The sequence below is a fragment of the uncultured Pseudomonas sp. genome (assembly GCF_913777995.1).
In the GTDB taxonomy this organism is placed as follows: Bacteria; Pseudomonadota; Gammaproteobacteria; order Pseudomonadales; family Pseudomonadaceae; genus Aquipseudomonas.
Genome location: NZ_CAJYVE010000052.1, coordinates 15442 through 35641 on the forward strand (window position 1 = coordinate 15442; position 20200 = coordinate 35641).

A 20200-nucleotide genomic window follows, 5' to 3' on the forward strand; every position below is an offset into this window, starting at 1 on the left:
AAAGCGCGGTGAAGTCTGCCGATAAGACTTAATAGTCATTCCACTTCCTCTTGTCGCCCTGCGTCGACAATCCTGAAAGGTGCTCGCATGAACTGGTTCTATAACGCTCGGCTGTCGACCAAGCTCCTGCTGTCTTTCGCGCTTTGCGCCGTCATCACCTTGATCGTCGGGCTGATTGGCGCCCGTGGCGTCGGCGAGCTGTCAACCAGCCTGCGCTCGGTGTTTTCCAACAACCTGGTTTCTGTGTCCAAGACTACCGAGACCAAGATCGCTACCGTGGCGCAGAGCCGCGAGCTTTACCGGCTGGTCTCGGCAGTGGCCAGCAACGCGCCGCAGAACGTCCGGGACGAGGTCGTGGCGAGCATCCGCAACAACCGCGCCATTGCCGAGAAAGCCTACGCCGTGTATCGCGCCACGCCGCTGGAAGATGACGAGCGCGCGGCAGGCGACAAGATGGACGTCGACTGGCCGGCCTATCAGGCCCAGGTCGACCGTGCCATCGGTCTTCTGGCTAGCGGTGACGTCGACAATGCCCGAAAACTGATCGCCGGTGACGTGCACAGTGGCTACCTCAAGATCGTCGACGAACTGACCATCATGGTCGACTCCAATAGCCGTCAGGCCGGCGAGAGCGCGAAGCTGGCGAGTGACCAGGAAGCTTCGGCGAAACTGAACCTCTATGTCGGCATCACCGTCGCCTTCATTGCCGCTTTCAGCCTGGGCCTGTTCATCAGCCGGATCATCAGCAACCCGATCGCGGCCGCCGTGGTCAGTGCCCAGCGTGTGGCCAGTGGCGACCTGACCCAGCCGATCCACAGCGACCGCAAGGACGAAACAGGCCTGCTGCTCAAGGCCCTCAATGACATGCAGAACGGCCTTAAAGGCACTATTCAGCAGATCGCCAGCGCCGCTGACCAACTGGCCTCGGCCGCCGAGGAACTCAACGCCGTCACCGAAGAAAGCAGCCGTGGCCTGACCCGTCAGAACGACGAGATTCAGCTGGCCGCCACCGCCGTGACCGAGATGACCGCCGCCGTCGAGGAAGTGGCGCGCAACGCCATGTCGACCTCCGATGCCTCCAAGACCACCAGCAGTGAAGCCGCCAATGGCCGTGACCAGGCTCGTGAAGCGGTCAAGGCCATCGACACCGTGAGTGCCGAGATTTCCAGCTCTACCACCCGTGTCGAAGACCTGGCCGGCCAGGTGCGTGAAATCGGCAAGGTGCTGGATGTGATCCGCGGTATCGCCGAACAGACCAACCTGCTGGCCCTTAACGCCGCCATCGAGGCGGCGCGGGCCGGTGAGCAGGGCCGCGGCTTTGCCGTGGTGGCCGATGAAGTGCGTGCCCTGGCGGCGCGCACCCAGGCGTCCACCGGCGAGATCGAAGCGATGATCGGCTCGGTACAGAGCAGCGCCGACCAGGCGGTGAAAGCCATGGGCAACAGCCGTGCCCTGGCCAGCGAAACCCAGTCCCTGGCCCAGGCCACCGGCCAGTCGCTGGAGCGCATCGCGCAGAGCATCGCAGAGATCAATGACCGTAACCTGCTGATCGCCACCGCGTCCGAAGAACAGGCCCACGTGGCCCGCGAGGTCGATCGCAACCTGGTGAACATTCAGGACCTGTCGACCCAGACCGCTGCCGGCGCCAACCAGACCAGTGCTTCCAGCCAGGAGCTGTCACGCCTGGCCGTGTCCTTCAACGGCCTGGTCAGCAAGTTCCGCATTTGAACCGATACTGGTCAGTTAGACCGGGTAGGCGCGGCTTCAGCCGCGCCTGTTCACAACAGATGCAGTAAGTTTCCTGGCGCTTTCGCGGCTAAAGCCTCTCCCACCGGACCACATGCCGCTGAAGCGAACAGTAATGCATTTAAACCCGGGGTGTCGGCTCAGCCGGGTTGGCACAGTCTTTCGCTGTACACGCACCAGGTATTGCGTCCGGCGGACTTGGCCCGGTACAGCGCCATATCGCCCAGGCGCAGCAGCTCGCTGACGGTCTGGGCGTGCAGGGGGGCCAGAGCAACGCCGATGCTGGTGCCGATCTGCACCCTTTGCCCGTGCACCTCGATGGGCTGGCACAGCGCGTCGCGCAATCGTGCGCAGAGTTCGCTGATCGCTTCTGCCGAGGCGGGTGACGCAATCACGATGACGAATTCGTCCCCACCCAGGCGTGCGGTCATCGCTTCGGGCGGGGCGTGTTCGGCCAGGCGCCGGGCGACTTCCTGCAGCACCAGGTCGCCGGCCGCATGCCCCAGCAGGTCGTTGACCGGTTTGAAGCGGTCCAGATCGAGGTACAGCAATGCCAGCGGCACCGCAGGCGCCTGCTCCAGCAGGTCGTCCAGGTACTGGGTCAACTGGTAGCGGTTGGGCAGGCCGGTGAGGAAGTCGTGCAGCGACAGGTGCCGGGCCTCGGCCTGGCTGGCATGCAGCGCGGCGAATTGTTCGTCGATCTGCCGGGTAGAAAGGATGGCGTGGCGCAGCAGCACCGCCAGCACCCCCATCAGGGCGATGACTCCGGCCAGGAACAGCGGCAGGGTCTGACGCAGCAGGTCCATGCCGGGGTGGGGGGGTATCCAGTTCACATGGGTCGAAGAACCCAGCAAGGGTATGGACTCGTATCCGGGCAGCTTGCCGGTGGCCAGGGTCATGCTCGGCAGGCCGTAGGTTTCGCTCAGGTGCGCCAGTTCCCCGTCGTCCAGCAGCGTGGCGAAGATCATCACCGACGCCGGGCCGGGTATCGTCGTGATCGAAGGGTCCCAGCCGGGGGTGATGGTCGCCGCGGCGACCAGGGCGGGGGTTCCGTCTACCCGCATGGCGCTGACGATGCTGGTGTCCTCCTTGCCGGGCGCTCGGGCGGCCGCCAGCAGGGCTGGCAAGTCCCCCTGCAGCCAGTTCGCCGCCTGGATATCCGAGGGCTTGCCGTCGATGACCGCATAGCGGGTGCGGTCCTGCGGGCCGATGACCAGCACGCCGTTGTAGCCATATAGCTCGAAAGGAATATCGCCCACGTTGCGCTGCTCATCGGCCCAGACCTTGTTCACCGTCATGTGCAGGTTCTTGTAGGCCTCACCCCATTTGCTGTAGTTGATGATGTTGCGCCCCACTTCGTTGCGCACCTGCTCCAGGGTGCGGCTGATGAACACCCGCGAGCGCTGCTGCACGTCGGCATCCTGGCTCAAGGCGTTCTTGACCAGCAGATAGCCGCCCAGGCCGAGTAGCAGCAGCAGGGCGCCGATCGCCGGAACCAGGCGCCAGACCAACTGCTGGCTACGACGTGCCGCTATGCGGCTTGTCGGGTCGCTCTTGAACATGAAAACACCTGGGAACGGCCTGCGGGCAATCGCCGGAACGGCTTGGAAAGAGGGGAGTGGCGCCTGGCTATCGTAACTGTGGTGGCGATCATGAACCAGCCTTCGCTACCGTGCGTCGCCGGACGGGCGAAAGCCTCGGCGTGGCGGATCGTTTCGCCGGGGGCAGGGTCCTATGGCCGCTCAGGGTTCACCGTGCCGAGGGCATACACGCGGCGAAGGCTTGAGAAGCGTCTTTAACAGCGCCAGAATGCGCTACTTGCGTATGGGCTGAATGAGCATGCCTGCGTCGCCGAATACCAGGAGAAAGAGATCTTGAACCAGCTAAAACGCCTTCAGAGCGGAATCGAAGGACTTGATGAGCTGCTGAAGGGAGGCTTCGTTTCGGGCTCTTCCTACATCATCCAGGGGCGTCCTGGGTCGGGCAAGACCATCCTGGCCAACCAGATTGGCTTCAATCATGTGCGCGACGGCGGTCGTGTGCTGTTTGCCACGCTGCTGGCCGAGCCGCACGAGCGGTTGTTCCAGTTTCTCTCCACACTGAGCTTCTTCGACAAGAGCCGCATCGGTGCGGAAATCCAGTTCATCAGCGCCTTCGACACCATGGAGAACGAAGGGTTGGATGAGGTGGTCAAGCTGCTGCGGCGCGAGATCGCCCGGCAGAAATCGACGGTGATGATTCTCGACGGCCTGCTCAATGCGCGATCCAAGGCCGACTCGCCACTCAATACCAAGCGTTTCATTTCCGAGCTGCAGGGCCACGCGGCCTTCGCCGGCTGCACGGTGTTCTTCCTCACCAGCTCGCAGCTCGACGATGGCAGCCCGGAGCACACCATGGTCGATGGCGTGCTGGAGCTGGGCGAAGAGCAGGTCGGCTCGCGCATGGTGCGGCGCATCAAGATGCGCAAGACACGCGGCAGTGCGGCGCTCTCCGGTGACCATGAATGCGAGATCACCGATGACGGCCTGGTGGTCTATCCGCGGCTGGAAAGCACCGTGACCCATTCGGCCATGCGCGACAGCGATACCCTGGGCCTGATACCCAGTGGCATCGCCAGTCTCGACCCATTCATTGGCGGTGGCCTGGTGGGCTCTTCCGTTTCCCTGATCATGGGGCCCTCGGGTGCTGGCAAGACGTCCCTCGGCCTCAGCTTCCTGGCCGAGTCCACTGTGCAGGACCCCGGGCTGCATTTCGGCTTCTACGAGTCGCCGCAGCGCCTGCGCCTGAAGGCCAAGGCGCTGGGGCATGACTTCGAGGCGCTCGAAGCCTCGGGGGCGCTGACCCTGGCCTGGCGCTCGATCACCACGGAAAAGATCGACAAACTGGCCATCGAGCTGTTGCGCCTGGTCGAACGCAAATCCATCAAGCGGGTATTCATCGACAGCCTGGGGGGCATGGCCAGGACCGCCGCCGACAAGTCACGGATCCTGGATATCTACACCGCGCTGATGGGCGAATTGCGCAGCCGTAACGTCACCGTGGTCGCTTCCTGGGAGGTGCGCAGCATCCTCGGCGAGGTGATCGACGCGCCTGCATCCGACCTGTCCGGGATAGTCGATAACCTGCTGCTGGTCAGATTCGCGGAAACAGGCGCTGAACTTACTCGGCACCTGTCCATCCTTAAAGTCAGGGACAGTGCTTATGACCCTGCGCTTCTCGAACTGGTGATCGACAAACAGGGCATAGACGTTCGCAAGGCTTTATCTCATGTATTCGACGACGACAGCGGTGTACGTTCATGACCGTCATCTCGCTCATGACTCGGTGAGCGGAGTGGGCGCGATATGACCACGATTCTGATCGTCGATGATGAGTACCTGATCGCCGAGATCCTCAGCTTCGCACTCGAGGACGAAGGCTTCCTGACGGTGACCGCCGGTAATGGCCAGAAGGCGCTGAGTATCCTCGACCGCGAGCGGCCGGGGCTGATCATCACCGACTACATGATGCCGGGCATGAACGGCATCGAATTCGCCCTGGCGGTGCGCGCCAATCCGTCCTTTGCCAACATTCCCATCGTGCTGATGAGCGGTGCCCAGGCGCATCTCGGCGTTTCACGCCCCGACCTGTTCGCCCGGGTCTATGAGAAGCCCTTCGAGATCGAGGCGATGGTCAACAGCGTGCTGCAGCTGCTCAAGGAACCCTAGGCGACCAGGGCGCGCTACTCCAGTGCCTGGAGCGCCTGTTCCAGGCTGGCGGCAGACAGCTCGCCCAGGTGATTGCCTACCTGATGGCCCTGGGCGTCGTAGAACAGCGTGGTAGGCAAGGCCATGGAGCCGGCCTGGTGCCCCAGTTCGCTGTTGGCGTCAAGCAGCAGGTTATCCAGCGTCAACCCCTGGCTTTCCAGGAACCTTCTTACCTCATCGGGCGTTTCGCCCTGATTGACGAACACCAGGGTAATGTCCGGGCGGCTGGCCTGCGCCTTGGCCAACACCGGCATTTCCCGACGACAAGGGGGACACCAGGTCGCCCACAGGTTGATGACCACCGGCTTGCCTTGGTAGTCCTTGAGATTGATCGGCCGAGCCTCCAGGTTCGTGAGCGGCAAATCCGGCAAGCGTGCCTGGCGCTGCAGGTGTTCCAGCGCCAGGCTGCCCGCTCCCCAGCACAACAGGCCAGTGCAGATTGCCAGGCCGAGGGGGCGACGCTGTTCGGGGCGTCGGTACAGCTTCCAGATACCGACCAGCAAGGCGGCGGCGATGCCTGGCCAGGCGATGAAGCCGCCGTCACGCAGGTCGAGAATGCCCCAGGGCTGTTCGCGGTATTGCGCCAGGAAGCTGGCGACGAACGCCGCTCGAGCGACCAGCACGGCCACGATCAGCAGGTGGAACAGGTGTTTTTCCGGGTTGCAACCCGCACGCCGCCCGGCCCACCAGCCGCACAGGGTGGCCAGCAGCATACTGGTGATGATCAGAACGTGGTGCATGGCCAGGGCCAGTGGCCCCAGGTTGAGGGTCAGCATTGAAAATGGCTCCGCAGACCTGTCTGGAAGGCGCCTACTTTGCCATTTGCCCGTTTGGCGATGCGACACCGATCCAGTGCCGACCGCAGATGATTCATGACAGGTTGTAACGTTATTGAAGCTAGCCCAAGTTTGCCGAGGTGTCGCGGCGGCTCAGCGTGACGAAGTCTTTTCGGCGGTTTGAATGGACGGCATCTGATAGCGCTGGCCGTCGTAACTGAGTGAGTACTTCTTCACCTTCGGCGCGGACTTCGTATCGTTGCAGTCGTCGCCCTTGGCCACCGCCACGGTATCGACGGTCTTTTCCGTCACCTCCAGATCCGCCAGCCCATGGCTCGTGGCCTTGCCCACCGCCAGGCTGCTGTGCGTTTCCGAGAACTCCCCGGCACAATTGCCATCCCACTCGCCACCGAATTTCTCGACCTCGAAGCCGTCGAGCACCTTGCGCAGCTGGCCGCCCTGGTCCAGGTAAAGATTCATTTGCGTGGAGGAATACTGATTGACCCGCGAAGGGCCGGAATAGCGTGCGCGTACGCCGAACGCGCGCAGCGAAGGCGCCAGGTTGTAGCGCGCGGTGTCCAGGGTCACCTCCTCGAGTGTAATGGCGTCGGTGGTGATCGCCGCTGGCTCGTAAAGCTGCCGCTCGACCGTGGCGCCTTTGGCGCTGAGGACCGCCAGGCCATATTGGGCACCGTCGTCGTCCTCCTTCTCGACGAACAGCAGGGCCGCCAGGGTACGGCTCGGGTCGCTGGGCGAGGGCTTGCACACCGAATACTGATCGGCCAGCTTCAGCTGTGGCTGCAGTTGCCGCGCCCAGGCGGAGAACTGTTGCGCGCAGTCGGCGTAGGCAGCGAAGGGCAGGCAAAGCAGAGTGAAGGCGAGGGCGCGGCGCATCGGCTGATCCTTGAGGGGCGAAGGTGAGCCGACATTCTATCTGGGCGATGGTTGTTTACCGATCCCCAGAAACGAAAAAGCCCGCGCAAGGCGGGCTGTTTCGTGAACTTGGTGGCTACACAGGGACTTGAACCCCGGACCCCAGCATTATGAATGCTATGCTCTAACCAACTGAGCTATGTAGCCAAGTGGCGCGCATTATTCGCTGATACCGGGGAGGTGTCAAGCGTTTATCTGAAAAATATTTCCATGCGATCAACCGCTTAGCACGCCATGGTGCGATTCGACCCGCCTCCTTCCCACTTCCTGTTTCCTACAGTGACGTTGATCAGCTCTTTTTGCATCGATTTGGTGCATTGTCGCCCGGGCGCTCTCAAGCAAAGGCTTGAAACCGTCCTGCCGATTCATCCGGTCCGGATTTTGCTAGCGCAATGACATGACGCTTCCAGGGCGAAGCGTGTCGTTGGCGGGCACGTCCTGCACGTAATGACACTTTGATGCGGATGCTGACTCAGGGAAGCAACATGAGTCTGGCATCCTAATGGCTTTTTGATAGTGGCAATAAAGGTGAGCGTCCAGGCATGTAGAGCCTGGCGAAGCCCCTGCGCAGGAGTAGAGCAATGAATAGCCTGTTGTCTCCAGGTATGCGTCTTTTGAGTCGCTTTGGTTTTGCGCGCAAGTTTCAGTTGCTGTTTCTGTTGTTCCTGCTGCCGCTGGCAGGCGCATTGTGGATGATCGGCAGCGACTACCTGGCCAAGTTGGCGGTGATCGCCGGTGAGCAGTCGGGGGTGCGGCAGCTGCTGGTCGTGGAGGAAGTGAACCGCCTGCTGACCGAACAACGCGACCGCGCCGCGCGCTGGAAGGCCGTGGATATCCTGCGCGAACCCACTGCGGAGGCGAAGCAGGCCATCAGCGAACTGGACGCAGCCGCTCCGTTGCTCAACCAGGGGCTGGAGCGCTTGCAGGGCATCCTGAGCGCAGAAAAAGCCACTGATGACGCCATGGCGCGTTTCAAGACCCTGCAGGACTCGAGCAAGGGCCTGGACACCGCCTCGCTGCGCAGCCTGGGCTGGTGGCCGGACGGCTACGACCGTTTCAGCCAGGCCATTGCCAACCTGCAGGCACTGCGTGACCAGATCGCCATGGACTCCGGGTTGATCCTCGACCCCTGGCTGGAAACCTATTTGCTCATGCAGCTATCTACCCAGCAGACCCCCGAGCTGATCGAACGCATTGGCCGCCTGGGCAGTATCGGCCAGACCTCGGTGGTTTCCGGGCAGTTCAGCCTGCAGAGCCGTCTGCAGATGCGCGACCTGCGTGGCCGTATCGATGACGCCAGAGAGCAGATGGTCAAAATCGCCAATTCGCTGCAAAGCCACCTGCCATCGGACATGCAGCCCTGGGCGGATCGCTACCTCGCGGTACAGCAGGTGCTCAGCGATGAGCTGAAGGTGCTCGACGACGGTGTGTTCGGCGGCAGTATCAAACTCAAGCCAGTCGAGTTCGAACGCAGTGTCGATCACATGCTCGACGCCATGTTCGGGTTGCGCAACCAGTCGCTGCAGTCGCTGTACGCGCGGCTGGACTACTACCACGCCAAGTCCAACCAGGAATTCATCCCTGTGGGCGTGACCTTCACCGTGCTGATGCTGATGGCGCTGTACCTGTTGCTTTGCCTGCAGTCGTCGATCAGCCGCAGCGCCCGGGGCATCACCACCCTGGCCGAGTCCCTGCGCGATGGTGACCTGTGCGTCGAGGTGTCGGTGCAGGGGCGTGACGAGCTGGCGATCATCAGCCAGGCGCTCAATGTCGCGGTGGTGCAACTGCGTACCAGCCTGCTGGGCGTCAATCGCGAAACCCAGCAACTGGGCTCGGCGGTGCAGACCCTCAACAGTCAGTCCAACGACACCCTGGGCGAAGTCGAAGACCAGCAACAGCAGATCAGTCAGATCGCCGCCGCCGCCACGCAGTTGGCCGCCACCTCCCAGGGCGTGGCCAAGAGTTGCGAGCAGGCCTCCGACAGCGCACGCCAGACGCGGCAGATCGCCGAGCAGAGCAGCCGCGACAGCCAGCGCACCACCGACAGCATCCAGCAGCTCAACCGGCGCCTGTCCGAAACCGCTGCGGCGCTTAGCCGGGTCAGCGAGCAGGGCCAGCAGATCCAGTCGGTGGTCGATGCGATTCGCGGTATCGCCGAACAGACCAACCTGCTGGCGCTCAACGCCGCCATCGAGGCAGCACGGGCTGGGGAGCAGGGGCGCGGCTTTGCCGTGGTTGCCGACGAAGTGCGCAGCCTGTCGCAGCGCACCCAGGTTTCCACGGCGCAGATCGCCAGTACCGTGGAGAGCCTGCGCAGCACCGTGACCCAAGCGGTCGAACTCATGGAGGCGGCCTGTGGCCAGGCGGTCGACGATGCCCAGTCGGTCACCGGCCTTGGCTCGCGTCTGGGCGAGATCGCCGCGGCGGTGCAGGGCGTCACCGACACCCTGGCGCAGATTCTCGCCGCTGTTGAAGAGCAGGCCTCGACGGCCGACCAGGTCAGCGGCAGCATCCAGCAGGTCGACCAGGCGGCGGGTCGCCTGCTCGACGGTGCCCGTGCGGTGAACCAGGCGGCTGATACCCTGAGCAAGGGCAGCCGGGCGCTGAACGACAACACCGCGCGTTTCCACCTGAGCTGACTGCCAGGCCCGTGGGCCAGCTTGCTGACCCACGGGTTTCACGCCATGCGGCGGCATGCCCTGCGTGCCGGAGCCAAAGTCCATGTCCTTGCCTGCCAATCTCTTCGACCCCCTGCCGGACGCCCGCGACGACGAAGTCTTCAGCGAGCTGCTGAAACGGCCTGGCTGCCGTATCGAGCGCATCGTTTCGCAGGGCCAGACCACCCCGCCGGAGCAGCCCTGGTGCCAACCTCATGAAGAGTGGGTGGTGGTGCTCAGCGGCGCGGCACGGCTGCTGATGGAGGGGCGGGAGTTTGATCTGAAGCCGGGCGATCATCTGCTGATCCCGGCCAACGTGGAGCACCGGGTCACCTTCACCGACCCGCAATAGCCGACGGTGTGGCTGGCGATCCATCTCCATTAGGGAGGGCGGCAGGTGGCCCGGTGGGAGCGGCTTTAGCCGCGAAAGCGCCGGGAAGTTCACTGCATCTGTTGTGAACAGGCGGTCGCTTCGCGGCTGAAGCCGCTACCCGGCCTAACTGAACAGTATTGCGGCTAAAGTTGATCCCTCCGGGTGTTCATGGCTGAGCCACGTCGACCCGCTCGAAGCGCCCGGCGATGACGGTGTAGGCGAGGATGGCGATCAGGCCGTGGGCGGCGACGAACCACAGGGCCGCGTTGAACGAACCGGTGGTCGCGACGAAGTAGCCGATCACCACGGGAGTGATGATTCCGGCGGTATTGCCGATGCCGTTGAACACCCCGCCGCTGAGGCCGACCATGTTCTTCGGCGCGGTGTCGGAGAGCACCGCCCAGCCGACCGCCGCCAGGCCCTTGCCGAAGAACGCCAGGGCCATCAGGGCGATGACCAGCCAGTTGGCGTCGACGTAATTGGCCGATACCAGGCTGGCCGACAGTGCCATGCCGATCACGAACGGCGTCTTGCGGGCCCGGGACGGATGCACGCCCTTACGAATCAGCCAGTCCGACACCACACCGCCCAGTACCCCGCCGGAGAATCCGCAGATCGCCGGCAGTGCCGCCACCCAGCCGGCTTCCATGATGGTCATGCCGCGACCCTTGATCAGGTAGATCGGAAACCAGGTAATGAAGAAGTAGGTGAGGGCGGTGATGCAGTACTGCCCCAGGTAGATGCCCCACAAGGTACGGCTGGTGAACAGCTGCTTGACCTCGCTCCACTTCAGCTTGGGTTTCTCGCTCTTGCGGGTGCTCTCCAGGTTCACCAGTGCGCCGCCTTCACGCATGTAATCCAGCTCGGCCTGCTGCACGCGGGGGTGGCTGGCCGGGTCGTGGTACATCGCGAACCAGAACAGTGTGGCGACCATGCCCAGGGCGCCCATCCACAGGAACACGTGCTCCCAGCCCAGGCTGTGGGTCAGCCAGGCCATCAAGGGCGCGAACACCACTACCGCCATGTACTGCGCCGAGTTGAACAGGGCCGAGGCCGTGCCGCGCTCACGGGTGGGGAACCAGCTGGAGACGATGCGGTTGTTGGCCGGGAAGGCTGGCGACTCGACCAGGCCGAGCATGAAGCGCATGCCGAACAGCGTCAGCGCGGCGCTCGTCCCGACCAGGCCGATCCAGCCCACGGTGCCCTGCAGCAGGGTGAACAGCGACCAGAGGAACAGGCTGCAGCCATACACCCGGCGTGCGCCGAAGCGGTCCAGCAGCCAGCCGCCGGGAATCTGCCCCAGGGCGTAGGCCCAGGCGAAGGCCGAGAAGATCATGCCGAGCATGATCGGGTCCAGGCCCAGCGCCTTGACCACTTCGGTGCCGGCGATGGACATGGTGGCCCGGTCGGCATAGTTGAGTACGGTGACGATGAAAATCAGCGCGAGGATCACGAAACGCTGGCGACCGACGCGAGCCTCGCTGACCACCGCGTCCATGGGCGCAGTCTTGGTATTCATGGTGTTCTCCGCAGGTCATGCAGACCTTGTTGTTATTGGAGGGGAGAAACGCAGTCAGGCTGGTAGGGCCACCTGGGGGCGTGGTTCGGCGAAGCAGGCTTGCAGGTGCGAGAGCACGATCTCGCCCATGGCCAGGCGCGTCTGCTCGGTGGCACTGGCGCGGTGCGGTTGCAGCACCACGTTGTCGAGCCGACGCAGCGCTTCGGGAACCCTGGGTTCGTCGACGAACACGTCCAGGCCGGCGCCGGCGATGCGACCGTTCTGCAAGGCTTCGATCAGCGTGGTTTCGTCGACCAGCTTGCCGCGTGCCACGTTGATGAAGTAGCCGCGTGGCCCAAGGGCCTCAAGGACCTCGGCGGTGACGATCGCGCGGCCCAGGTCGGCCGAGGCGGCCAGTACCAGCACATCGCTGTGACGCGCCAGGTCCGGCAGGTCGGCGAAGAAGCGATAACCGCTCTGTGGCTGCTCGCGCAGATCGTTGTACTGGATGTCCATGCCAAAGGCCTGGGCACGGCGGGCGATGGCGTGGCCGACCTGGCCGAGACCGACGATACCAATGCGTGTGCCGGTCACGCGGCGTGCCAGCGGCTGGTTGACCTCACCCCACTGACCGTTGCGCACGATGCGATCACCGACGGCCAGGTCGCGCAACGACATGATCAGCAGCCCCATGGCCATGTCCGCGACATCGTCGGTCAGCACGCCTGGGGTGGTGGTGACGCGAATGCCACGGCTGGCCGCACGGTCGAGGTCCACGGCGTCGGTGCCGATACCGCTGATGGCGATGATCCGCAGGTTGGGCAGGCGGTCCATCAGCGCATTGGACAGGCCCTTGGCGCCACCGGTGACCACGCCATGGATACGCGGGCCGACGGCATCGAGCAGGGCGTCCTGGTCGTCGGCCTGATACAAGCGGTGAACGTGATAGGTCTGCAACAGCTGGGCGTCGATCGGCGCCGGAACGGGTTGAGTCAGCAGGATGTCGTGGGTCATCGTCGCCTTCCTTCGAATTGTCGTTGTGAGGGACTCCGGGAGTGCTGACAGCCTAGGAAAAGCATCGATTCACGTCTAACATTCATCTTGAATGTATCGATACAAGAATTGAATCGTGGAGTTGCACCAACTGCGTTGTTTCGTGATGGTCGCCGAAGAACTGCACTTCGGTCGTGCAGCGCAACGGCTGCACATGACCCAGCCGCCGCTGAGTCGTCAGATCCAGTTGCTGGAGCGTTCCCTGGGCGTGCAATTGCTCGACCGCAGCAACCGCCAGGTGCGCCTGACCGTGGCCGGGCGGCACTTCCTGCGCGATGCCCAGCACCTGCTGGCCTACACCGAGCAGGCCGGCGACAGCGCGCGGCGCCTGGCCAGCGGCGAAGCGGGGCAACTGGTGCTGGGGTTCACGGCGGTGAGCGGCTACAACATGGTCCCGGAACTGCTCAGCCGCGCCGGCCAGGCTCTGCCGGACATCGGTTTCGAACTGCACGAGATGGTCTCCAGCGACCAGACCGAAGCGCTGGCGGCGAACATGATCGACATCGGCTTCGTGCGCCACATGGAGCCACGGCCCGGCTGGAGCTACCAGCTGGCCAGCCGCGAGCCGCTGATGGTGGTGATGCCGGCAGGGCATCCGCTGGGCAGGCGTGGGCCACTGAGCGTCGCCGACCTGGCCCATCAGCCGTTCGTGATGTATTCGCCCAAGGAGGGCCGGTATTTCTACGACTGCATCGTCGGACTGTTCGCTGCCGCTGGCGTGTCGCCGCGTTATCTCTATTACCTCAAGCAGACTCACTCGATCCTGGGCCTGGTGCGGGCCGGGCTGGGCATCGGCATCGTTCCGGCATCGGCCCGCGAGCTGTACATGGGCCACCTGGACTTCAGGTCGCTGGCCGATGCCCAGCCTTCGGCAGACATGTACATGGTTTACCGCGACGACAACGACAACCCGGCGTTGCCGCGCTTCATCAACATGGCGCGCCAGCATTTCACCCTGGGGGTAGCGCCGAGCGACGACCGGTCCAGGACGGGCTGAAAACGGCCTTCATCCCGATGCCGGTCATGACCAGTGGGTGGTGCCTACACGGCCTTGTCCGCCGGCGGTTCCAGCTCCAGTTGCTGGCGGCGGAACTGCCCCGGTGGTAGGCCGTGGATCTGCCGGAAGCGCCGCGAGAAATAGGCTTCGTCAGCGAAGCCGCACAGTCGCGCCACCTCGCCGACCGGCCGGGTGCCGCCCAGCAGGTAACTGCGCGCTGCATGCATGCGCCGCTCCAGCACCAGTTCGCTGAAGGTCTTGCCGATCTCCTTGCGCAGCCAGTGCGTCAGGTAGGTCGGTGACAGGTAGGTGGCGGCCGCTGCCTTGGTCAGACTCAGGTCCGGGTCGGCCAGATGCTTGCGCACGTATTCGCTTATCCGCGTGAGCGCATCGCGGCGGCTGGCCTGGGCGGCGTTGTCTTCGGCCAGCTGCTTGAGGCGGTCGGCGAACAGCATGCACACCTTGCCGATCATCTGCAGCAGCAGGCCCTTGATGATTTCCCGGCTGCCGAACTGACGCTGGGCATCCAGGTCGCGCATCTGTTGCACCAGCGCGCAGACCGGTTCGAAGTCGGCCTGTTCGAGGATGAAATCCATGTGCTCCTGAAAACGGAACGGCGACAGCTCCGGTGCCAGCAGAATGGACACCTCTTCCAGGTCCATCGGGTCGCACTCCAGGTGCGGCAGCAGGAACGTCTGCGAGAAGTTGATGACCATGAAATGGCTGTCCGCCGGGTGCGGGATGACATGCATGCGGTGCGGCAGGATGAACGCCAGGGCATTGCGCGGGAAAGGGCGTTGCACGTGGCCGATCTGCTGCACCGTGTCGCCGCCCAGATTGACCTGAATCTGGAAATACTCATGACGATGCAGGGCGGTTTCCGCCACCCGTCCGTGTTCGTCGCGGATGTAGAAATCCGCTCGTTCGCTGCGCTGCTGCATGCCGTAGGTAGGTATCCGGCTGACTGAATGCATGCTCATCTCCCTTGTTGTTCTTGCCCGGCTGCGAATGGGCGAGCCGGTGACGCGGGTCGATTCTGTACAACGGGCTGTGCGGGGTGCAATGCCTTGTACGATGACTTGATGGCGGATGGATTGTAGGGCGCTTGGACAATCCCGAGCGGGGGTGCAAAAGCGCTGTCGTTCGGACGTGGCCTTGAAAGTGCTCTAGAACAAGGCTTTCGAGGGATGTTCAACGTCCTGCTGGGAGCATGCCTGGGTGAGGTTTTTTTGGACAGGTGGCTGAGGCACCGTCCATCGGTAAGAAAACGTTCTAACTGGCGCGTTGCATTTTTTCAGTCGTACGACCACCTTGATAGGCGTTGCCGCCGACATCTATCAACAATAATCAAAGGGTGCCCGCACAATGCACATCATCCCTCGCTGGACGGTCCCGCCGCCGTCAGCCGTCGCCATAGGCCCGCCTTTCCGGGCCTGATTTCACCCATCCAGCCGTTGTCGTCACCCACCGCTTGCCGGAGGCGCGGCCCTGCTTTGCGCAAAAACCTCGATACCCCCTAACAACAATGAGGTCACACCATGTCGAGTCCCAATTCCCAGGCGGCGTCGGTCGCCAGCCACGCGCTGCCCAACGAGGCCGTCGCCCCCGCACGCCTGCCCACCCGGCGACGCTGGTTCATGCTCAGCCTGCTGTTGATCGCCACCATCATCAACTACGTCGACCGGGTGAACATCTCCATCGCCGCGCCCTTCATGGCCAAGGACCTGGGCCTGGACAAGATCCAGATGGGCCTGATCTTCTCCGCTTTCGCCTGGACCTATGCGCTGGCGCTGGTGCCTGCCGGCTTCGTCGCCGACCGCTTCGGTTCGCGGTTGACCTACGGCGTGTCGCTGATCAGCTGGTCGGCCGTCACCGTCTGCCAGGGCCTGGCCAACGGTTTCGCTTCGCTGTTCGGCCTGCGCCTGGCGGTCGGGGCCATGGAAGCGCCGGCGTTTCCGGCCAACAGTCGGGCCGTGACGGTATGGTTCCCGGCCCGTGAGCGTGGCATGGCCAGCAGTGTCTACGTGTGTGGTCAATACCTCGGGACCGCGCTGTTCACGGGCGCACTGCTGTGGCTGGCGACCACCTATGACTGGCGTCACGTGTTCTACAGCACTGGCCTGGTGGGCATCGTGTTCGGGGTGATCTGGCTGTTCCTGTACCGTGATCCGCTCAACTGCAAGAAGGTCAGCAAGGAGGAACTGCAGTACATCGAGAATGGCGGCGGCCTGGTGAAAAGCAGCCAGGAGCGTACCCGCTTCAACTGGCGGCAGATTGCCGAGCTGTTCCGCTACCGGCAGATCTGGGCGATCTGCATCGGCAAGTTCGCCAGCACCTCGGCGCTGTACTTCTTCCTGACCTGGTTCCCCACCTACCTGATCGAAGAGCGCCAACTGACCACCATCAAGGCCGGCATCTTCGCGGTCATGCCGTTCATTGGCGCCACGGTGGGCATCCTGCTGGCCGGCATCGTCTCCGACCTGCTGATCCGTCGTGGCTTCAGCATGTCGTTCGCGCGCAAGCTGCCGCTGGTGGTGGGCTCGATGCTCGGCATGTCCATCGTGCTGGTCAATTTCACCGACTCCAACCTGGTGTGCATCGCCATCCTCACCATCGCCTTCTTTGCCCAGGGCATCGCTTCGTCTTCGTGGGCGGCGGTTTCGGAGGTTGCGCCCAAGGAGCTGATCGGTCTCACCGGCGGCGTCACCAGCCTGGCGGCGAACATTGGCGGCATCGTCTGCCCCATCGTGGTGGGCGCCATCGTGCATGCCACCGGCACGTTCGCCTACGCGTTCTGGTTCATCGGTGGCGTGGCGTTGATGGGCACCCTGTCGTACTCGCTGCTGCTCGGTCGGCTGTACCGCATCGAGCTGAAAACCCCGGCGCAATAAACCGGTTTCCTCCAACACGAAGCGGCTTTCGTCCAACTTTGCCGGGCGTGGCCGCTTTACGCTGAATCCATCGAACAACAACGAGCAGCCTGACATGAGCGATTTCGTCTTCACCCCCGCGACCCAGCCCAGCCTGGCGGTGGCCGGCACGGCACAGCGCTTTCCGGTCAGCCGGGTGTTCTGTGTCGGTCGCAACTACCCGTGGAGCGACGGCCAGGGCCGCAGCGTGCCGCTGTTCTTCATGAAGCCGGCCTCGTCGGTGATCGACGCCCAAGGTGAGATCGCCTACCCACCGCAAACCGAAGAGTTCTGTCACGAGATCGAACTGGTGGTGGCCATCGGCAGCGGTGGGGCGGACATTCCGGAAAACCGTGCGCTGGAGCATGTGTGGGGGTATGCCGCCGGGCTGGACCTGACCCGCCGCGACCAGCAGCGCGCCGCCAAGCAGGCCGGTATGCCCTGGGAAGGCGCCAAGGCCTTCGACGGCTCGGCGCCCATCAGTGCCATCCAGCCGGTCAGCCGCCAGGGCCATGCCCAAGAGGGCGCGGTGTGGCTGCAGGTCAACGGCCAGGAGCGTCAGCGCTCGGCACTGCAGCATCAGCTGTGGTCGGTGGCGGAAATCATCAGCCACCTGTCGCGCAGCCTCAGCCTGCTACCTGGCGACCTGATCATGACCGGCACGCCGGAAGGCGTCGCCGCCCTGCAGCCGGGGGACCGCATTCGCGCCGCCGTCGAGGGCGTCGGACAGATCGACGTACAGGTCGGCCCGCGCGCCGCCTGAGCCAAACGAACATCCACAGGAGAGCCACAATGTCCAATAATCCCTCTTCGAAAATCGCCTTGGTGACCGGGGCCGGCAGCGGTATCGGCAAGGCCGTGGCCCTCGGCCTGCTGGAGGACGGCTTCACGGTCGTCCTGGCCGGGCGACGCATCGAACCCTTGCTGGCGCTTGCCGAACAGGCCGCCAGCCAAGGCCGCCAGGCCGTGCCGGTGGCCACCGACGTGCGCGACCCGAGCAGCGTGCGCGCGCTGTTCGCCACCGTCGAGGAGCGCTTCGGGCGCCTGGACCTGATCTTCAACAACGCCGGGGTCAACGCGCCGGCGGTGCCCATGGACGAACTGCTGGTCGAGACCTGGGACAACGTCATCGCCACCAACGTCAATGGCGTGTTCCTGTGCTGCCGCGAAGCCTTCGGCCTGATGCGTCGCCAGCAGCCCCAGGGCGGGCGGATCATCAACAACGGTTCGATCTCTGCCCATACGCCACGGCCTTTCACCGCCCCCTATACCGCCAGCAAGCACGCGGTGCTGGGGCTGACCAAGGCCCTGGCCCTGGATGGCCGCGAGTACGACATTGCCTGCAGCCAGATCGACATCGGCAATGCCCTGACCGAGCTGTCCGAGCGGATGACGCGCGGGGTGCGCCAGGCCAACGGGCAGATCGCCGTCGAGCCGATGGTGGACGTGCAACACGTCGCCGATGCGGTGCGTTACATCGCCGCGCTGCCGCTGTCGGCCAACGTCCTGAACATGACCGTGATGGCCACCAAGATGCCCTTCGTCGGCCGCGGCTGACACCACTCCGCTCGCGTGGCAGCGGCATCAGCGGCGAAGTGCTTCCCGGCTGAAGCCGGTCCCACCGGTCAGCGTTTTCCTATTCGAGGTACACCCATGAAACCCGAAGTCCTGCAACTCAGCCCCATCCTCATCCCGCAGATTCGCGAGCGGCTCGAAGAACTGTTCGTCATTCGCCCCTATTACCAGCAGGCCGACAAGGCCGCCTACCTGGCCGAACACGGCGCCAACATCCGCGGCGTGATCACCGGCGGCCACACCGGCATCACCCGGGAAGTCCTGGCCAAGCTGCCGCGCGTGGAAGTGGTGGCGGTCAATGGCGTGGGCACCGACGCCGTCGACTTGGCTTACTGCCGCGACCTGGGCATCCACGTGACGGCGACCATTGGCGCGCTCACCGACGATGTCGCCGACCTGGCCATGGGCCTGCTGATCTCGGTATGCCGGGGCCTGTGCACCAGCGACCGCTACGTGCGTTCCGGGCAGTGGCCGCAAAGCCCCACGCCGCTGGCGCCCTTGCCGCTGGCACGGCAGGTCAGCGGCATGCGCATCGGCATCGTCGGCATGGGCCGCGTCGGCCGGGCCGTGGCCACCCGCGCGGCGGCCTTCGGCTGCCCGATCCGCTACACCGACCTGCAGGCCATCGACGCCGTGGAACATACCTACGTTGCCGACCTCATCGAGCTGGCCCGAAGCAGCGACGCGCTGATCCTGGCCGCCGCTGCCGACGGTGGCAAGGCCATCATCGATGCCCAGGTGTTAGACGCCCTGGGGCCGGAGGGCTACCTGGTCAACGTGGCGCGCGGCAAGCTGGTCAACGAGGACGACCTGGTCGCCGCGCTCAAGGCCGGGCGCATTGCCGGCGCGGCGCTGGACGTGTTCGTCGATGAACCCCATGTACCTGAAACGCTGTTCGACGACGAGCGCGTGGTGCTGCAACCGCATCGTGCCAGCGCCACGGTACAGACCCGTACGCGCATGGGCGAAATGGTCATCGCCAGTCTGCTGGATACCTTCGCCGGCAAGAAACCGGTGGGGTGTGTGACAGGCTGAGCCTGCCCTGGTACTCACTGGCGCCTGATGACCCCGGCCTGTTCGTCTGGCAAGAGCTTAAACATGCCGCTGCCTGAGGACGTGGGTGCGCTGCGCGCCAGTTGCCTGGCAGAGATGAGTGAAGAGACCGATGCATCACTGGAGTGTCGATGGCTAGAAGGGCTAGGCGTGCTCACGGGAGGCGAGGCCGTGCCCGGCTCGACAGGCAAGGCTTCGATCCACTGCGCCGTTCTTTTCCATGCCGTCGCCATGGACACGGGAGTCGTGCCCAAATAGTTTTCATGGGAAAGGTCTGGCAGGTCAGCCGTCGAGCTTTGCGCGGTTGTGGAGTGGCTGCGGAGTGAGGGTGGGGGTGTGTTGCTTCTGCCTGGCGCCGCAGGCTCTCGGAACGTCCTGCTGCTGAATAGATCGTCGAACCCATGCGTTGTCAGGCGAACAAGACGAGTTTCTCGCGCCACCTGTCTACGCAGACGCAGCAGGTTGCCCAGTCGTCGGGACACGGGGAAGTGCCCCGTGATGTCAGTCGCATTGACCGGATCGCCACGGCAGTAGGCGTAGCTGTTCACTCCGCCGTGAGCAAACGGACTCAGGCTGTCTGGACTGTTGAAACGCATCAGTAACGGGTTGAACGCCCGGTAACCGTTGCCCAGCAGGTAATGGCCGGTGAGGGGGTCGCGGTATTCGCCGTTGAAGGCCGGCAGCGGCGAGCCGATGCCCGTTGATGGACGAAAACCGTGGGGCAGGTAGGCGTGCTCCTGCCGTTGGTCGGTTTCCAGGTCGCGCAGCCGTTGATGGCGAGCCTGATCGTTAACGAGGGACGAGGTCATACAGGCGCCCGGTGTCGGTGGTCATATGGCCTAGCCTGGGGCCGTTCGAGCCTTTGGTCAGCTGGCAGAACTGCC

Annotated in this window: 17 protein-coding genes and 1 tRNA gene; 10 read left to right on the top strand and 8 right to left on the bottom strand. The window is 64.0% G+C overall.

Annotation, left to right across the window (positions count from 1 at the left end):
• The first annotated feature begins 87 nt into the window (after positions 1-87).
• Positions 88-1728 (top strand): methyl-accepting chemotaxis protein, encoded by a 1641-nt coding sequence (locus QZ497_RS20785; RefSeq protein ID WP_295479011.1) that lies wholly within the window; start codon positions 88-90, stop codon positions 1726-1728.
• 158 nt (positions 1729-1886) lie between these two features.
• On the opposite strand, the gene QZ497_RS20790 is transcribed toward QZ497_RS20785, so the two are convergent.
• Positions 1887-3308: a diguanylate cyclase gene (locus QZ497_RS20790; RefSeq protein ID WP_295479014.1), complete on the bottom strand. Its 1422-nt coding sequence runs from the start codon at positions 3306-3308 to the stop codon at positions 1887-1889.
• Between the two features lie 309 nt (positions 3309-3617).
• On the opposite strand from QZ497_RS20790, the gene QZ497_RS20795 reads away from it, so the two are divergent.
• On the top strand, positions 3618-5048 hold the full coding sequence (locus QZ497_RS20795) for an ATPase domain-containing protein (RefSeq protein ID WP_295479149.1): 1431 nt from the start codon (positions 3618-3620) through the stop codon (positions 5046-5048).
• Between the two features lie 42 nt (positions 5049-5090).
• A complete protein-coding gene (locus QZ497_RS20800) occupies positions 5091-5453 on the top strand; it encodes a response regulator (protein ID WP_295479017.1) in 363 nt (120 codons plus the stop codon).
• A 14-nt stretch (positions 5454-5467) separates the two neighbouring features.
• Here the strand turns inward: QZ497_RS20800 and QZ497_RS20805 are convergent, their stop codons facing one another.
• The 3 genes from QZ497_RS20805 to QZ497_RS20815 form a co-directional block, all read right to left on the bottom strand.
• On the bottom strand, positions 5468-6268 hold the full coding sequence (locus QZ497_RS20805) for a TlpA disulfide reductase family protein (protein ID WP_295479020.1): 801 nt from the start codon (positions 6266-6268) through the stop codon (positions 5468-5470).
• Between the two features lie 153 nt (positions 6269-6421).
• Entirely contained in the window at positions 6422-7162 is a 741-nt protein-coding gene (locus QZ497_RS20810) for a hypothetical protein (RefSeq protein ID WP_295479023.1), read from the bottom strand.
• A 109-nt stretch (positions 7163-7271) separates the two neighbouring features.
• A tRNA-Met gene (locus QZ497_RS20815) sits at positions 7272-7348 on the bottom strand.
• Positions 7349-7782: 434 nt separating this feature from the next.
• Between QZ497_RS20815 and QZ497_RS20820 the strand changes: the two genes are divergently transcribed.
• Both QZ497_RS20820 and QZ497_RS20825 read left to right on the top strand, forming a co-directional pair.
• On the top strand, positions 7783-9840 hold the full coding sequence (locus QZ497_RS20820) for a methyl-accepting chemotaxis protein (protein WP_295479026.1): 2058 nt from the start codon (positions 7783-7785) through the stop codon (positions 9838-9840).
• A gap of 82 nt (positions 9841-9922) precedes the next feature.
• Positions 9923-10210, top strand: a complete 288-nt coding sequence (locus tag QZ497_RS20825; RefSeq protein WP_295479029.1) for a cupin domain-containing protein — start codon at positions 9923-9925, stop codon at positions 10208-10210.
• Positions 10211-10397: 187 nt separating this feature from the next.
• Here QZ497_RS20825 and QZ497_RS20830 read toward each other — a convergent pair whose 3' ends face one another.
• Positions 10398-11750, bottom strand: a complete 1353-nt coding sequence (locus QZ497_RS20830; RefSeq protein ID WP_295479032.1) for an MFS transporter — start codon at positions 11748-11750, stop codon at positions 10398-10400.
• A 54-nt stretch (positions 11751-11804) separates the two neighbouring features.
• Entirely contained in the window at positions 11805-12743 is a 939-nt protein-coding gene (locus QZ497_RS20835) for a 2-hydroxyacid dehydrogenase (RefSeq protein ID WP_295479035.1), read from the bottom strand.
• A gap of 115 nt (positions 12744-12858) precedes the next feature.
• On the opposite strand from QZ497_RS20835, the gene QZ497_RS20840 reads away from it, so the two are divergent.
• Positions 12859-13779 carry a LysR family transcriptional regulator gene (locus QZ497_RS20840; protein ID WP_295479038.1) on the top strand — a complete coding sequence of 307 codons (921 nt, stop codon included), beginning with the start codon at positions 12859-12861 and terminating at the stop codon, positions 13777-13779.
• A 44-nt stretch (positions 13780-13823) separates the two neighbouring features.
• Here QZ497_RS20840 and QZ497_RS20845 read toward each other — a convergent pair whose 3' ends face one another.
• The gene (locus QZ497_RS20845) at positions 13824-14753 is read right to left on the bottom strand and encodes an AraC family transcriptional regulator (RefSeq protein WP_295479041.1); all 930 of its coding nucleotides are present in this window, start codon (positions 14751-14753) and stop codon (positions 13824-13826) included.
• 564 nt (positions 14754-15317) lie between these two features.
• Between QZ497_RS20845 and QZ497_RS20850 the strand changes: the two genes are divergently transcribed.
• From QZ497_RS20850 to QZ497_RS20865, 4 genes are all read left to right on the top strand, one after another.
• Positions 15318-16670: an MFS transporter gene (locus QZ497_RS20850; protein ID WP_295479044.1), complete on the top strand. Its 1353-nt coding sequence runs from the start codon at positions 15318-15320 to the stop codon at positions 16668-16670.
• Between the two features lie 94 nt (positions 16671-16764).
• Positions 16765-17451, top strand: a complete 687-nt coding sequence (locus tag QZ497_RS20855) for a fumarylacetoacetate hydrolase family protein (protein WP_295479047.1) — start codon at positions 16765-16767, stop codon at positions 17449-17451.
• A gap of 29 nt (positions 17452-17480) precedes the next feature.
• Positions 17481-18245 (top strand): SDR family oxidoreductase, encoded by a 765-nt coding sequence (locus QZ497_RS20860; protein WP_295479050.1) that lies wholly within the window; start codon positions 17481-17483, stop codon positions 18243-18245.
• A gap of 96 nt (positions 18246-18341) precedes the next feature.
• Positions 18342-19298 carry a 2-hydroxyacid dehydrogenase gene (locus QZ497_RS20865; RefSeq protein ID WP_295479053.1) on the top strand — a complete coding sequence of 319 codons (957 nt, stop codon included), beginning with the start codon at positions 18342-18344 and terminating at the stop codon, positions 19296-19298.
• Between the two features lie 14 nt (positions 19299-19312).
• Here the strand turns inward: QZ497_RS20865 and QZ497_RS21875 are convergent, their stop codons facing one another.
• Positions 19313-20125 (bottom strand): RHS repeat-associated core domain-containing protein, encoded by an 813-nt coding sequence (locus tag QZ497_RS21875; protein ID WP_365356771.1) that lies wholly within the window; start codon positions 20123-20125, stop codon positions 19313-19315.
• Positions 20126-20200 lie beyond the last annotated feature (75 nt).

What these genes read in the sequence shown, in the direction of transcription:
- QZ497_RS20835 (WP_295479035.1), bottom strand. Translation starts at nt 12,743, where the DNA reads ATGACCCACGACATCCTGCTGACTCAACCCGTTCCGGCGCCGATCGAC.
- QZ497_RS20805 (WP_295479020.1), bottom strand. Translation starts at nt 6,268, where the DNA reads ATGCTGACCCTCAACCTGGGGCCACTGGCCCTGGCCATGCACCACGTT.
- QZ497_RS20865 (WP_295479053.1), top strand. Translation starts at nt 18,342, where the DNA reads ATGAAACCCGAAGTCCTGCAACTCAGCCCCATCCTCATCCCGCAGATT.
- QZ497_RS20825 (WP_295479029.1), top strand. Translation starts at nt 9,923, where the DNA reads ATGTCCTTGCCTGCCAATCTCTTCGACCCCCTGCCGGACGCCCGCGAC.
- QZ497_RS20810 (WP_295479023.1), bottom strand. Translation starts at nt 7,162, where the DNA reads ATGCGCCGCGCCCTCGCCTTCACTCTGCTTTGCCTGCCCTTCGCTGCC.
- QZ497_RS20790 (WP_295479014.1), bottom strand. Translation starts at nt 3,308, where the DNA reads ATGTTCAAGAGCGACCCGACAAGCCGCATAGCGGCACGTCGTAGCCAG.
- QZ497_RS20820 (WP_295479026.1), top strand. Translation starts at nt 7,783, where the DNA reads ATGAATAGCCTGTTGTCTCCAGGTATGCGTCTTTTGAGTCGCTTTGGT.
- QZ497_RS20860 (WP_295479050.1), top strand. Translation starts at nt 17,481, where the DNA reads ATGTCCAATAATCCCTCTTCGAAAATCGCCTTGGTGACCGGGGCCGGC.
- QZ497_RS20850 (WP_295479044.1), top strand. Translation starts at nt 15,318, where the DNA reads ATGTCGAGTCCCAATTCCCAGGCGGCGTCGGTCGCCAGCCACGCGCTG.
- QZ497_RS20800 (WP_295479017.1), top strand. Translation starts at nt 5,091, where the DNA reads ATGACCACGATTCTGATCGTCGATGATGAGTACCTGATCGCCGAGATC.
- QZ497_RS20845 (WP_295479041.1), bottom strand. Translation starts at nt 14,753, where the DNA reads ATGCATTCAGTCAGCCGGATACCTACCTACGGCATGCAGCAGCGCAGC.
- QZ497_RS20855 (WP_295479047.1), top strand. Translation starts at nt 16,765, where the DNA reads ATGAGCGATTTCGTCTTCACCCCCGCGACCCAGCCCAGCCTGGCGGTG.
- QZ497_RS20785 (WP_295479011.1), top strand. Translation starts at nt 88, where the DNA reads ATGAACTGGTTCTATAACGCTCGGCTGTCGACCAAGCTCCTGCTGTCT.
- QZ497_RS20830 (WP_295479032.1), bottom strand. Translation starts at nt 11,750, where the DNA reads ATGAATACCAAGACTGCGCCCATGGACGCGGTGGTCAGCGAGGCTCGC.
- QZ497_RS21875 (WP_365356771.1), bottom strand. Translation starts at nt 20,125, where the DNA reads ATGACCTCGTCCCTCGTTAACGATCAGGCTCGCCATCAACGGCTGCGC.